A 12366-nucleotide genomic window follows, 5' to 3' on the forward strand; every position below is an offset into this window, starting at 1 on the left:
GAGGGAGGGACGCTCCCTCCGCCCCCGCGCCGGTGCCGTTACGGCTGCGGGGTGGCGTGCGGGGCGCAGGTCCGGTCCCCGGCGTCCAGCTTCCCGGTCAGCAGGTAGGCCTCGACCTTGGTGTTGACGCACGGGTTGACCAGGCCGGTGACGCCGTGCGAGCCGGCGTCCCGCTCCGTGATCAGGCGCGAGCCCTTGAAGCGCTGGTGCAGCTCGACGGCGCCTTCGTACGGGGTGGCGGCGTCGCGCTCGGCCTGGACGATGAGCACCGGCGGCAGGCCCTGGTGGGTCTTGACCTCGACGGGTCGCCGGCTCGGCGCGGACCAGGTGGCGCAGGGCAGGTTCATCCAGGCGTTGGCCCAGGTCATGAAGGGGTACTTCCGGTGGAGCCGGGTGTTGTCCCGGTCCCACTTCTTCCAGCTGGTCGGCCAGGGGGCGTCGGCGCACTCGACGGCGGTGTAGACGGCGTTGCCGTTCTCCGAGGAGATGTTGCCGGCCGTGTCGGTGGGGTCGGCGGCGGCCGAGTCGATCAGCGGCTGCGGGTCGCCGGCGGCGTACGCGCTCCAGGCCTCCGCGACCGGGGCCCACATGGAGTCGTAGTAGGGCGCGTTCTGGAAGAAGCCGATGAGTTCGGCCGGTCCGACCTTGCCGCCGAGCGGGTTCTTCTTGGCGGCGGCGCGCAGGACGTCCCACTGCCCGCGCACCTCGGCGTAGCTGTCGCCGAGGTGGTAGGTGGCGTCGTGCCGGGCGACCCAGGTCATCCAGTCCTTGAGGCGGCCCTCGAAGGCGATGTCCTGGTCGAGGTTGGCCTCGTACCAGATCTTGTCCCGGGACGGGTTGACGACGCTGTCGAGGACCATGCGGCCGACGTGGGTGGGGAAGAGGGTCCCGTAGACCGCGCCGAGGTAGGTGCCGTAGGAGACGCCGACGAAGTTGAGCTTCTTCTCGCCGAGGGCGGCGCGGATGACGTCGAGGTCGCGGGCGCTGTTGGGCGTGGTCATGAAGGGCAGCATCGCGCCGCTCTTCTCGGCGCAGCCGTCGGCGTACTCGGCGGCGAGCTTGCGCTGGGCGCGCTTGTCGGCCTCGCTGTCGGGGACCGGGTCGGCCTTGGGGCCCTTGACGAACTCGGTCGGGTCGACGCAGGAGATGGGGGCCGAGTGGCCGACGCCGCGCGGGTCGAAGCCGACGAAATCGTAGGCCTTGGCGGCGCCCGCCCAGACGGCGTTCTTGGTGGTGACGCGGCGCGGGAAGCGCAGGCCGGAGGCGCCGGGACCGCCGGGGTTGTAGAGCAGGGCGCCCCGGTGCTCGGCGGGGGTGCCGGTGGAGTCGATCCGGTCCACGGCGAGCTTGATCTTCTTGCCGTGGGGCTTGGCGTAGTCGACGGGGACGGTGACCCAGCCGCACTGGATGGGCTTCTCCAGGCCCCAGTCGGCGGGACAGTCCTTCCAGTCGACGCCCGTGGCGGCGGCCCGGGCGGCGGCGACCGCGACGCCGATCGACTCGGCGTCGCGGTGGTGGCGGTCGCTCTGGGCGTTCGCCGTCGGAGCCGCGAGCGCGCCCGCGACGAGCGCGCCGGTTATCAGGGTGCCGGCCGAGCCGAGCACTGTCGTACGTCTCATGGGTTCTCCCCCGGTGGGGGCGCCGTTTCCCGTGGTGGCGCCGGGTGTTGGTGGTCCAGGGGATCCTTTCGCCAGGGGGACCCGGGAGGAAAGGGCGAACGCCTGTTTCTTTGCCGAACCAATAACCGGAGAGCGGTGTACCGCTGAGCGGTGAACCGCCGGGGCCGGGCGGTGCGGCTCAGAACGGGGCGAGCGCGGCCAGGGCGGTGTCGAGGAGGCGGCGCAGGGCCAGGGCGTCCGGGGCGAGGGCGGTGACGAGGGCGGCGGGGCCCGCGAGCGGGGCGATCACCGCGTGCTCCCCGAGCAGCCGGGTCTCCACCGGCTTCTCCGCGAACGACGGGTCGACCACGAGGAGTTGTCCGGTGGCCCGGTGGCCGCCGAGGACCGCGCCGCCGTCCCAGCCGCCGGGGGCGCCGGGGCCGAAGGACAGCTCCTGGTCGAGCAGGGGGCGCCCGGCGCGGTGGACGGTGAGGCGGGTGGCGAGGGTGCCGGGGGGTTCGCCGTGCCGCCCGAGGACCTGCTCCTCGCGCAGGACGAGCCGGGCGGCGGGGGCGAGTGCGACGGTGGTCCGCGTCCGCAGGTGCGAGCCCTCGACGGAGACCACCTGCTCGGGTAGCCAGCGGAGCAGGCCGTCGCCCTCGACGTCGATCCGGACGTCGTACGCGGCCGGGTCGGCGTCCCGGCCGGGCAGGGCGAGGGTGGCGGCGGCCGAGTCGACTAGGAGCCGGGCCCCGGCCCGTACCCGGGTCTCGATCGCGAGCCGGTCGCCGCCGAGCGGGGCGCTCATCGCCCCGACGACGGTGACCCGGGTGTACGGCCCCGCCGCCCGGGTGCGGCGCAGGGCGAGGGGGCCGTCGCTCACCAGGAGCGGCAGCCCGCCGTCGGCGTCGGCGTCGATCCGGGCGGTGGCGCGCAGGCTCACGCGGTCCATGCCGCGAGCCGGGCCCGGACCCAGTCGGCGACGGGGCCGACGCCCTCCGCCGAGCGCAGGGAGGTGAAGAGGACGGGCAGTTCGCCGCGCTGCTCCTTGGCGTCGCGGGCCATTCGCTCCAGGTCGGAGCCGACGTACGGGGCGAGGTCGGTCTTGTTGACGACGAGGAGGTCGGCGGTGGTGACGCCGGGGCCGCCCTTGCGCGGGATGTCGTCGCCGCCGGCGACGTCGATGACGAAGACCTGGGCGTCCACGAGGCCCTTGGAGAAGGTGGCGGTGAGGTTGTCGCCGCCGGACTCGACGAGGATGAGGTCGAGCGGGCCGACGGCGTCCTCCAGCTCCTCGACGGCTTCGAGGTTGGCGGAGATATCGTCGCGGATGGCGGTGTGGGGGCAGGCCCCGGTCTCCACGGCCCGGATGCGCTCGGGCGGCAGGACGGCCTCGCGGAGCAGGAACTCGGCGTCCTCGCGGGTGTAGATGTCGTTGGTGACGACGGCGAGGGAGAGGGTGTCGCGCAGGGCGCGGCAGAGGGCGGCGACGGTGGCGGTCTTGCCGGAGCCGACCGGTCCGCCGAGTCCGACGCGCAGGGCGCGGCGGGTGCCGTCGGGGCGGTGGGCGTCGGCGGAGACGGCGCCGTGGTGGGTGTGGGCGTGGCCGAGGTGCATGGGGCGGCTCCGGGGTGGTCGTGTCGCGGAAAGGGGGTGAGGGGTAGGGGCCGGCGGGTTCGCCGAGGTGTCAGGACGCGAAGAGGCGGACCGGCCAGGCCGCGTGCTGTTCGGCGGTGAGGTCGAGCAGGGGCGCGGAGGCGGCCGGCAGGGCGTCCACCCCGTCCCGGGCCGCGGCCGCCGCCCGCTCGGCCACCCGGTCCATCTCGGGCGCGAGGCGGGCGAGGACGGCGGTGGCCCGGTAGGGGTCGAGGCCCAGGAGGCGCACCACCGCGGTCGCGGGACCGCCGACCGTCTCGTACGCCACGCAGTGCGCCGCGTCCTCAGGGCCGAGTCCGGCGGCCCGGGCGGCGGCGCCGAGGACGACGGGCTGGTGGGCGCCGCGCGGGAAGGCGGCCGCGAGCGCGTCGAGCCCGGGGTCGGGCCAGGCGGCGCGGGCGGCCCGCATCATCTGGCGGCCGAGCCTGCGGGCGGCGGCGCGCAGGGCGGGCGAGGGGGTGCGGGCGTCGGCCGCCGCGTCGAGCGCGTGCGGGTCGAGCCCGTGCGCGGCTCCGGCGGCGAGTCCGGCGGAGGTGAGGCCCGTGGTGTGCAGGCGTCCCCGGCAGAAGGCCTCCAGGTCGTCGGCGTCCTTGATCCGGCCGGCCTTGACGGCGGCCTCGGCGCCCCCGGAGTGGGCGTGCCCGCCGGCGGGGAAGCGCCCGTCGGCGAGCACCAGCAGAGCGGATCGCGCCGTCATCAGAAGAGGAAGTAACGCTGGGCCATGGGCAGTTCGGCGGCGGGGGCCGGTTCGACCGCCTCGCCGTCGATGGTCACCGTGAAGGTGTCCGCGTCGACCTCGACCCGGGGCAGCGCGTCGTTCTCTCGCATGTCGGCCTTGGTGACCCGCCGGGTGTTCCCGATGGCGGTGAACTCCTTGTTCAGGCCGAGCCGTCGCGGCAGGTCGTCCTCGATCGCCGCCTCCGCGACGAAGTTGACCGAGCCGGCCGCCGCGGCCTTGCCGAGCGCGCCGAACATCGGGCGGGGCAGGACCGGTTGGGGCGTGGGGATGGAGGCGTTGGCGTCGCCCATCTGCGCGTACGCGATCTGGCCGCCCTTGAGGACGACGAGCGGCTTCACGCCGAAGAAGGCGGGCTCCCAGAGCACCAGGTCCGCGAGCTTGCCGGGTTCGACGGAGCCGATGAGGTGGTCCATGCCCTGGGCGGCGGCCGGGTTGATCGTGTACTTGGCGACGTAGCGGCGGGCCCGGTGGTTGTCGGCGCGGCCGTCGCCGGGCAGGGCGCCGCGCCGCTTCTTCATGACGTGGGCGGTCTGCCAGGTCCGCATGATCACCTCGCCGATCCGGCCCATGGCCTGGGAGTCGGAGGAGATGATCGAAATGGCGCCGAGGTCGTGCAGGACGTCCTCGGCGGCGATGGTGGAGGGCCGGATGCGGGACTCCGCGAAGGCGAGGTCCTCGGGGACGGCCGGGTTGAGGTGGTGGCAGACCATCAGCATGTCGAGGTGTTCCTCGATGGTGTTGACGGTGTGCGGCCGGGTCGGGTTGGTGGAGCTGGGCAGGACGTACGGCTCGGAGACGACCGTGATGATGTCCGGGGCGTGCCCGCCGCCGGCGCCCTCGGTGTGGTACGCGTGGACGGTGCGGCCGGCGATGGCGGCGAGGGTGTCGCCGACGAAGCCCGCCTCGTTGAGGGTGTCGGTGTGGATGGCGAGCTGGGCGCCGGTCTCCTCGCACACGTCCAGGCAGGTGTCGATGACGGCCGGGGTGGCGCCCCAGTCCTCGTGGATCTTGAATCCGAGGGCTCCGCCGCGCAGTTGGGAGTGCATGGCCTCGCGGGACGTGGTGTTGCCCTTGCCGAGGAGGCCGATGTTGACCGGGAAGGTGTCGAGGGCCTCGAACATCCGGGCCAGGTGCCAGGGGCCGGGGGTGATCGTGGTCGCCTTGGTGCCCTCGGCGGGTCCGGTGCCGCCGCCGACGAGGGTGGTGACGCCGGTGGCGAGGGCCTGTTCGACGACGGTCGGGGAGATGAAGTGGACGTGGGCGTCGACGGCTCCGGCGGTGACGATCCGCCCGTTGCCGACGACGATCTCGGTCTCGGGGCCGATCACCAGGTCGGGGTGGACGCCGTCCATGGTGTCGGGGTTGCCGGCCTTGCCGAGGGCGGTGATCCGCCCGTCGCGGATGCCGATGTCGGCCTTGACGATCCCCCAGTGGTCGATGACCACGGCGCCGGTGATCACGGTGTCGGGGGCGCCCTCGGCGCGGGTGGTGCGGGCCTGGCCCATGGACTCGCGGACGACCTTGCCGCCACCGAAGACGGCCTCCTCTCCGGCGCGGCCGGGGCCGCCGGAGCGGTCCTCCTCGATCTCCACGAGGAGGTCGGTGTCGGCGAGGCGGATCCGGTCGCCGGTGGTGGGGCCGAACAGGTCGGCGTAGACGGGGCGGCGCAGCTCAGGCACGGGGGCCTCCGTCCGTACCGTCCGTACCGTCCGGAGCCGCGTCGAGCGGTCCCGCGGTCTCGCCGCGCAGGCCGGGGACGACGCGGCGGCCGGCGATCGGGACCAGCTCGACCTCGACCGGGATGCCGGGCTCGAAGCGGACGGCGGTTCCGGCGGCGATGTGCAGCCGCCGCCCGTGCGCGGCGGCGCGGTCGAACTCCAGGCCGGGGTTGACCTCGGCGAAATGGTAGTGGGAGCCGACCTGGACGGGCCGGTCGGCGGCGTTGAGCACGGTGAGGCGGGTGACGGGGCGCCCCTCGTTGAGGGCGACGGGGTCGTCCGCGTACAGGATCTCTCCGGGGATCATCGGCGGCGCCCGTTCAGACGATGGGGTCGTGGACGGTGACGAGCTTGGTGCCGTCCGGGAAGGTGGCCTCGACCTGGACGTCGTGGATCATCTCGGGGATGCCCTCCATGACGTCGTCGCGGGTGAGCACCTTGCGGCCGGAGGCCATCAGCTCGGCGACGGTCCGGCCGTCGCGGGCGCCCTCCAGGACGTGGGAGGTCAGGAGGGCGACGGCCTCGGGGTGGTTGAGCCGTACGCCCCGGGCCCTGCGCTTCTCGGCCACGTCCGCCGCCACATGGATGAGCAGGCGTTCCTGCTCGTGCGGGCTCAGTTGCACTCTTCCACCTCACAGTCGTCGACCGGGACGGCACCCGGACAGCTGCGGACCCTACCGACCGTCAACACTCTGTTGAACGGCCCGGATGCGGCCCGCGGCGAGACATTGCACGTTAGGGCGGAAGTTTTTCCGGCTCGTTAACTCCGGCTTTGCGTTCCCATGATCATCCGACCGGCGGGCCGCTACGGGGCGCCGGGCTCGCGGTGGCGGGCGGCGAGGCCGAAGTGCCCCTGTTCGCCGGGAGCGGAGTCGAGGGAGTGGAAACCGGAGACCGAGCGGACCACCCGCTCCTCCTCCGGCTGCGCCGCCGCTTCGAGTACGTCCAGGTCGGCGGCGGAGACCAGGGCGACCAGGGGCTTCCCGTGGCGGGTGACGACGACGCGTTCACCGCCGTACACGACGCGGTTGATGAGGTCCGCGAGCTCGGCTCGCGCTTGCGTCACCGGGATCTCGTAGGTCATGCTCCCCATCTTACGGTCTGTACGTCCTGTACATTTTTTACCGATGGAGGTGCCCGTCATGGAGGCTCGACACGTCCTGCCGGAGTTCACGGAGCGGACCGCTCACGGGACCCGGACCCTCGACCCGTACACGAAACTGCTGGAGTCCCGGATCGTCTTCCTCGGCACGCGGATCGACGAGACCTCGTCCAACGACGTGATCGCCCAGCTCCTGCACCTGGAGTACGCGGCGCCCGATCAGGACATCGCGCTCTACGTCAACTCGCCCGGCGGTTCGGTCGCCGCCATGACCGCGATCCACGACACGATCCGGACGCTCGCCTGTGACGTGGCGACCACCTGCCTGGGCCAGGCCGCCTCCACCGCCGCCGTCCTGCTCGCCGCCGGCACCCCGGGCAAGCGCATGATGCTCCCCGGCTCCCGGGTCACGCTCCGGCAGCCCGCCGTGGACGAGCCCCTGCGCGGACAGCCGAGCGACCTCGACATCCAGGCGCGCGAACTGCTCCGCCAGCGCGACCTGGTGGCCGGGATGCTCGCCGGGCACACCGGACGGAGCAGGGAGCGGGTCGACGCCGACCTCGACCGCCTCACGGTCCTGGACGCTCCGGCCGCGGTCGAGTACGGCCTGGTGGACCACGTCATCACGCGCCGGCGCGACGCGGTGCGGTGAGCGGGCCGTGGTCCCCGAACCGCCGCCGCTGCCCGCCCTGACGCGGGCCGAGGGCGAACTCGTCGACGCGTACCTCGCGGTGGTCGACCTCCTGGGGAAGATCAATCCATCCAGAAGTACGCATACCTATGGGGCCCTGAGGGCGGCTCAGGCCCTGGTGGGGCGCGCGGAGGTGCTGCGCGAGGCCCTGGCGCTCATGCACGCGCGGGGCGAGAGCGAGGTCCACGCGGACACCCTGGCGCGGGCCCTGCGGGTGCTGGACGGGGAGCGGCGGGCCGGCCGGGTCACGCTCCCCCGGGCATGACGGAGTTGACATTCCGGCATGTCGTGTCGAGGGCCGGACGGCCGACAGCCGCGCCGGAAGCACTCGTCCGTTCGATGGAGTCGACGAGTCGACATATGGCTCGGACGAGTTGCGCACGGGGTGTACACATCTGGCGGAATCGGGCGTTCCTTTGCTGGTGCGGGGCTCGTCGGTCAAACCTCCGCGATCACGAAAGCATCCTGTCCACTCGAATGGATCAGTCGTGAGGACTCTCACATATCGCTGTTTCCGCTCGGATTTCGACCACGCTGTGGGGCAAGATCCCTGCCGACGACAAGCCCCCGCCATCCGAGGCGGGGCGGTCCGGGCGGACGCCGAGTCCTGCCGCTGTCCCGGACGTCTGGTCGACAGGATTGGATCGGCAGGAGTGGAGGACCCGAGCAGTACGGGCCGTACGCGCTGTTTCCGCAGCGGGGCCGGCCCTTGGGGTGAAGCCGCAGCCGCGGCCGGGCATCTTCGCCTGCCCGAACCCGACAGGTCATCCTTCACAGGCGGCTGACGAAGGGTTGCGCATGACTGCGCAGATGCACGTCCCGTCCCTGCTGTCCCGGGCCGGAGCCGTCTCGGCTCTCACCCTCGCCGCCGTCGGCGGCACGCTGCTCGCCCCGGGCGCGGCACCGGAGGCCCAGGCGGCCACCGCTCACGCGAACAAGGCGCTGAGCATCGCCGCCGCCAAGAAGGGCGCGCCCTACCGCTACGGGGCCGCCGGCCCCTCCCGGTTCGACTGCTCGGGCCTGACGCTCTACGCGTACAAGAAGGCGGGCAAGTCGCTGCCCCGCACCGCGCAGCAGCAGTACAACAAGACCCGGCACGTCTCCGCCGGGAGCAGGCAGAAGGGGGACCTGGTCTTCTTCCACTCCGGCGGGAAGGTCTACCACGTGGGCATCTACGCCGGGAGCGGCAAGATCTGGCACTCGCCCAAGACCGGCTCCTGGGTGAAGCTCGACAAGATCTGGTCCTCGAAGGTCTACTACGGACGCGTCCGGTGACCCCGCCCGGGCGCTGACCGGGCGCCTCGAGACGGACCGGGGGGTGCGGTGGCGCCGCCGCCCCTCCCGCCCGACCGGGGCCGGAGAACGGAACGGGAGCGAATCGCAGGGGTAGCGGGACGAGGACGTCCTGCGGCCGCGCGATCGCTCCGCCCTCGGGCTGCCGGCGGTACCCCGCCTTCGACGAGGCTTCGTGCACGGCAGGACGAGGGAACGTACGTCCTTGCGTTCGCGGCTGTGGAGGAGTACGAGCCGTTCCTTCATGCCCCGGCCCGTGATGCGAGAGCTGTGACCGATGCCGAGCTCACCCTCCTCCTCGAGGGCAGCCGGCGCGAGCGGCGCACCGCGGCATGGCTCTCGTCGCCGTCTCGCGCCGTGACCGGTTCCGCGGGCGTCTGGGAGCACTGCTGCTGGAGAGCGAGGTCTGCTGCACGGGCGGGCCTACTGCGTGGCGTTGGCGAGTTTCGGCATCGCACGAGATGCCGACCTGCTCGCCGCCTACCTGGACCGCTACCTGCACCGGCCCGACCTCGCCTACGACCAGCCGACGGCCATGGGCGCCCTGGCGTACACCGACTCCGTCCTGGGCGGCATTCGCCTCGCCTGCGCCGTCATTGACGAATGCGCCGGCATTTGACTCCATCGGTCTCGTTCGCGCCGAAGGCTCCGGCTGGGACCTGCACGAGTACCGTCACTCCGGGCCGACCCGTCTTGGTGGGGCCGGGGCCAGTCCGCTGATTCTGATGGCGAAGTCACGGCGCAGGAGGACGGAGAACGTCCACCGCTACTTCAAGCCGCCCCCGGAGACGATCGCCGAGGTCACCAGTCTGCTCGCGCCCGGCAACAGCAGGCGCTGAAGACCTCTCGGCCTCTAGGGGCCGTACTCGCTCGGGCGCCTGCGGCTCACCGGAGTACGACCGTGACGCCGCACCGTTCGAGGAGCCGCACGATGTCCTCGAAGTAGGAGAGCCCGCCCTCCGGATCCTCCACGACGTCCCGAAGCGCGCGGCGCGCGATCTCGGAGTCGTGCCAGGTCAAGGTGAAGGGAGGAGCCACCCCGAATCCACCGCCCAGACAGTCCTTGAACGCGTTCCACTCCCGGCCGAAATAGCGGCCGGGCCCGAGCAGGGCCTCGGCGATCGCGCAGTGCAGCCCGGCAACGTCCGTGACGAATCGGCCGTCGAGATGGTGCTCACCGCCGGACCGGTCCGGCTGGGGCGCGGGCACCCGCCAGGCACGTGTGGTGAGGTCCAACCATGCGGCCCTGCCCTGTGAGTCGTACGGTGCCCAAAGATTGGGCTCTCCCGGCGGGCTCTGATACCACTCCGCCCAGACCGGGCGGGCCGCCGGCGGTGGCCGGTCGTCGCCGCCATCGGTGAGGGTGATGTCGACGAGCGTGCCGCCGAGCACGGACGGACGCGCTCCGGTAATGGCCAGGCCCACGGAGCGGGAGGCCATCACGGCACCCTGCCGATCCAGCACCAGGAGGGAGGCCCGGTCCCGCTCCCTTCGACGGGGCCGCCGCAGCGCCGCGAGCAGGGGCTCCGCGGGCTCGCAGCCGATCAGCTCCAGCGGAGCGGGAGCCGGTTCCACTCGTGCTTCGAACAGGCCGTCCACGGAGGAGCACTGCCCTGCCCTCGCCGCAGCGGCTGCCGTTCCCGCGAAGAGCTCGAAGCGCGGTGCCGCAGGCAGTTCGAAGAAGCCCTCCTCGTTTCTGACGCCGGCGCCGAGCACGATGTCGTACCGCGCCGGATCGGCCGAGTGGGGCTGATGGGTCACCACGACGGCATCGACGAGCGTCCACCACTGCACGGGCTTCTCGTCGTCCCAGACCTCGACGCACACATCGCCCAGGCCCCGCGGCGAGGCATCGGGCTCAGCCAGGACCTCGCTCAGGAGGCCGTCGGGGAGGCACCCTCGGAGGGTGAGGACCTCCCGTGGGGGCGGGACCGGGTCGGCGAACAGCCCTTCGACGCCCGCACACCTCCCCCAGAGCTGTTCCACTCCGTCCTCGTCCTCCCGAACCAGGAGGTACTTCACCGGGAAGCCCCGGTCCCACGTGGCGTGATCTGCGATGCGCACCCAACCCCCGAACATGTGAGCAGCCTTCGCGCCAACGATACGGACCCGCCTGGCCCGCGGAAGACGGAGGACCGTCAGATGGAACGAGTACCGCCCGAGCATGTCGACGTGGTACCGCACGAACGGGGAGAGCCGGGCGGCGTCCTCGTCACGGGCGTCGAAGCCGTCGGCGCGGAGCTGGGCGACGGCGGCACCCATGTACCGGGGGTTGAAGAGCACCAGGGCATCGAGGACCCGGCCGAGCGCGCCGATCTGGTCCTCCGTACCGTCCTGGTAGCGCTGGTGGAGCTGTCCGGCGCGGCCGTGGAAGATTTTCCGGGCGAGCGCGTGTCGGCCTTCCTGGAGGTTGGCCTGCACCTTGATCTGGTGGCGGTAGCCGGGCTCGTCGGCCAGGCGCAGGATGCGCAACGACTTCGAGATCCGCCCGTAGTGCGCGATCGCGTCCCCGAGCGGGGTCGGGCGCCCGTCCCGGGAGAGCATCCGGATCATGTCGTAGGCGCGGACGGTGCCGGTGCGGGTGGAGCCGATGATCCGAAGGATGTCCTCCCAGTGCCGCGCGATGCGGGCGAGGTCGACCCGGCCGCAAGCCGCTCTTTGGAAAGCGCTGTGGTCGGCCGTGCGGTCGATGCGCCACATCTTCTGATCGGGCAGGTCGGCGAGCTGCGGGGCGTACGCGAATCCGGCGAGGACGAGCAGGCCGAAGACGATGTCGTTGTAGGAGGCGGTGTCGGTGACGATCGTCTCCGGGCGCTTGCCGCCGTCGCGGTCGTAGAGGACGTCCGGCACGTACAGGGAGTCGCCGAATCCGCAGCACATCGCCTCATCAGGGCAGGTCGGTTCCCTTTCCCTGTGGCAAGGGTGGGGCGTCGGGAACGGCGCCCTCCACGCGGGCGGCGGAGCGCGGTGAACCGTCGGCACCACCGGAGCCCCCGGGCCGCCCCGTTTCGGTCGGTGGTTCCGTGGTCCCGAGAGAGGCCGGGCCGGCGGCAGGGGTTCAGGCCGGTCGCGGGACGCGGTGACGAGGGAGTCTTAGCGACTCGCCACAGGGACGGCCGCCTTCCACGGCAGGGTGACGCCCACCGTCTTGCCGCCGTCCTCGGTCGGGGTCACCGAGAGGCGGCCGCCGGACTGCGCCGCCAGGGAGCGGATGATGGCCATGCCGCGGCCGTTGTCCTGCTGGACCGCCGCGGGAAGGCGGCGGGGACGGCGCGGGTGGCTGTCCGTGACGCCGACGTGGAGCCGTTCCCCGTGCTCCAGGCGGACGCCGACCGTGAAGGAGGGCGACCGGCCGAAGGTGTGCAGGACGGCGTTGGTGGCCAGCTCCGACACGACCAGGCGGACCGCGTCCGCCTGGTCGGAGCAGTCGTCGAGGCCCCAGGCGGTGAGGACCTCCGCGACGTACCGCCGGGCGGCGGGGACCGAGGCGGGCTCGCTCGGCAGGGTGACGGATGCTTCCTGATGGTCTGCCATGGCGACTCCGTCCCTTTCCCGCCGGGGCCGCCGCC

13 protein-coding genes, 3 pseudogenes and 1 riboswitch are annotated in these 12366 nt (G+C 72.6%); of the genes and pseudogenes, 5 read left to right on the plus strand and 11 right to left on the minus strand.

Annotated elements, in window-relative coordinates; all coding sequences use genetic code 11:
* Positions 1-38 precede the first annotated feature (38 nt).
* The 8 genes from ACIQD7_RS10635 to ACIQD7_RS10670 form a co-directional block, all read right to left on the minus strand.
* Positions 39-1619 carry an alpha/beta hydrolase gene (locus ACIQD7_RS10635; protein ID WP_402441277.1) on the minus strand — a complete coding sequence of 527 codons (1581 nt, stop codon included), beginning with the start codon at positions 1617-1619 and terminating at the stop codon, positions 39-41.
* 178 nt (positions 1620-1797) lie between these two features.
* Positions 1798-2541: an urease accessory protein UreD gene (locus tag ACIQD7_RS10640; RefSeq protein WP_402441396.1), complete on the minus strand. Its 744-nt coding sequence runs from the start codon at positions 2539-2541 to the stop codon at positions 1798-1800.
* Positions 2538-3215 carry an urease accessory protein UreG gene (gene ureG, locus ACIQD7_RS10645; protein ID WP_402441278.1) on the minus strand — a complete coding sequence of 226 codons (678 nt, stop codon included), beginning with the start codon at positions 3213-3215 and terminating at the stop codon, positions 2538-2540. The genes ACIQD7_RS10640 and ureG overlap by 4 nt, the downstream gene beginning before the upstream one ends.
* A 70-nt stretch (positions 3216-3285) precedes the next feature.
* Positions 3286-3951: an urease accessory protein UreF gene (locus tag ACIQD7_RS10650; protein WP_390755961.1), complete on the minus strand. Its 666-nt coding sequence runs from the start codon at positions 3949-3951 to the stop codon at positions 3286-3288.
* Positions 3951-5672 carry an urease subunit alpha gene (locus tag ACIQD7_RS10655; RefSeq protein WP_402441279.1) on the minus strand — a complete coding sequence of 574 codons (1722 nt, stop codon included), beginning with the start codon at positions 5670-5672 and terminating at the stop codon, positions 3951-3953. Before ACIQD7_RS10655 ends, ACIQD7_RS10650 begins: the two co-directional genes overlap by 1 nt.
* A complete protein-coding gene (locus tag ACIQD7_RS10660; RefSeq protein WP_402441280.1) occupies positions 5665-6018 on the minus strand; it encodes an urease subunit beta in 354 nt (117 codons plus the stop codon). Before ACIQD7_RS10660 ends, ACIQD7_RS10655 begins: the two co-directional genes overlap by 8 nt.
* Before the next feature lie 13 nt (positions 6019-6031).
* Positions 6032-6334 carry an urease subunit gamma gene (locus tag ACIQD7_RS10665; RefSeq protein ID WP_121833608.1) on the minus strand — a complete coding sequence of 101 codons (303 nt, stop codon included), beginning with the start codon at positions 6332-6334 and terminating at the stop codon, positions 6032-6034.
* Positions 6335-6516: 182 nt separating this feature from the next.
* Positions 6517-6795, minus strand: coding sequence for a type II toxin-antitoxin system Phd/YefM family antitoxin (locus tag ACIQD7_RS10670; protein ID WP_121833609.1), 279 nt, complete (start codon positions 6793-6795; stop codon positions 6517-6519).
* Between the two features lie 58 nt (positions 6796-6853).
* Here ACIQD7_RS10670 and ACIQD7_RS10675 point away from each other — a divergent pair, with 58 nt between their 5' ends.
* The 5 genes and pseudogenes from ACIQD7_RS10675 to ACIQD7_RS10695 form a co-directional block, all read left to right on the plus strand.
* The gene (locus ACIQD7_RS10675; RefSeq protein ID WP_402441281.1) at positions 6854-7465 is read left to right on the plus strand and encodes an ATP-dependent Clp protease proteolytic subunit; all 612 of its coding nucleotides are present in this window, start codon (positions 6854-6856) and stop codon (positions 7463-7465) included.
* Between the two features lie 7 nt (positions 7466-7472).
* Positions 7473-7769: a hypothetical protein gene (locus ACIQD7_RS10680; RefSeq protein WP_402441282.1), complete on the plus strand. Its 297-nt coding sequence runs from the start codon at positions 7473-7475 to the stop codon at positions 7767-7769.
* 399 nt (positions 7770-8168) lie between these two features.
* Positions 8169-8299, plus strand: a riboswitch (cyclic di-AMP (ydaO/yuaA leader).
* A 3-nt stretch (positions 8300-8302) separates the two neighbouring features.
* Positions 8303-8779 carry a C40 family peptidase gene (locus tag ACIQD7_RS10685; RefSeq protein WP_121833612.1) on the plus strand — a complete coding sequence of 159 codons (477 nt, stop codon included), beginning with the start codon at positions 8303-8305 and terminating at the stop codon, positions 8777-8779.
* Between the two features lie 243 nt (positions 8780-9022).
* A pseudogene (locus tag ACIQD7_RS10690) lies at positions 9023-9416 on the plus strand (DUF6000 family protein); the annotation flags it as partial.
* Between the two features lie 13 nt (positions 9417-9429).
* Positions 9430-9636: pseudogene (locus ACIQD7_RS10695) on the plus strand (site-specific integrase); the annotation flags it as partial.
* 46 nt (positions 9637-9682) lie between these two features.
* Here ACIQD7_RS10695 and ACIQD7_RS10700 read toward each other — a convergent pair.
* From ACIQD7_RS10700 to ACIQD7_RS10710, 3 genes and pseudogenes are all read right to left on the minus strand, one after another.
* The gene (locus ACIQD7_RS10700) at positions 9683-10963 is read right to left on the minus strand and encodes a barstar family protein (protein ID WP_402441397.1); all 1281 of its coding nucleotides are present in this window, start codon (positions 10961-10963) and stop codon (positions 9683-9685) included.
* Positions 10937-11782 (minus strand): annotated as a pseudogene (locus ACIQD7_RS10705) (Tn3 family transposase); the annotation flags it as partial. The pseudogene ACIQD7_RS10705 and the gene ACIQD7_RS10700, both read right to left, overlap by 27 nt.
* A 108-nt stretch (positions 11783-11890) precedes the next feature.
* Complete coding sequence (locus ACIQD7_RS10710) at positions 11891-12331, minus strand: ATP-binding protein (protein ID WP_402441283.1); 441 nt, start codon at positions 12329-12331, stop codon at positions 11891-11893.
* Positions 12332-12366 lie beyond the last annotated feature (35 nt).

Origin of the sequence: Streptomyces sp. NPDC093071, from assembly GCF_044754545.1 — a bacterium.
Lineage (GTDB): Bacteria > Actinomycetota > Actinomycetes > Streptomycetales > Streptomycetaceae > Streptomyces.

Bases quoted from the DNA above. Each gene is read 5' to 3' on its own strand.
- ACIQD7_RS10660 (WP_402441280.1), bottom strand. From the start codon at position 6,018: ATGATCCCCGGAGAGATCCTGTACGCGGACGACCCCGTCGCCCTCAAC.
- ACIQD7_RS10685 (WP_121833612.1), top strand. From the start codon at position 8,303: ATGACTGCGCAGATGCACGTCCCGTCCCTGCTGTCCCGGGCCGGAGCC.
- ACIQD7_RS10710 (WP_402441283.1), bottom strand. From the start codon at position 12,331: ATGGCAGACCATCAGGAAGCATCCGTCACCCTGCCGAGCGAGCCCGCC.
- ACIQD7_RS10675 (WP_402441281.1), top strand. From the start codon at position 6,854: ATGGAGGCTCGACACGTCCTGCCGGAGTTCACGGAGCGGACCGCTCAC.
- ACIQD7_RS10650 (WP_390755961.1), bottom strand. From the start codon at position 3,951: ATGACGGCGCGATCCGCTCTGCTGGTGCTCGCCGACGGGCGCTTCCCC.
- ACIQD7_RS10670 (WP_121833609.1), bottom strand. From the start codon at position 6,795: ATGACCTACGAGATCCCGGTGACGCAAGCGCGAGCCGAGCTCGCGGAC.
- ACIQD7_RS10700 (WP_402441397.1), bottom strand. From the start codon at position 10,963: ATGCTCGGGCGGTACTCGTTCCATCTGACGGTCCTCCGTCTTCCGCGG.
- ureG (WP_402441278.1), bottom strand. From the start codon at position 3,215: ATGCACCTCGGCCACGCCCACACCCACCACGGCGCCGTCTCCGCCGAC.
- ACIQD7_RS10635 (WP_402441277.1), bottom strand. From the start codon at position 1,619: ATGAGACGTACGACAGTGCTCGGCTCGGCCGGCACCCTGATAACCGGC.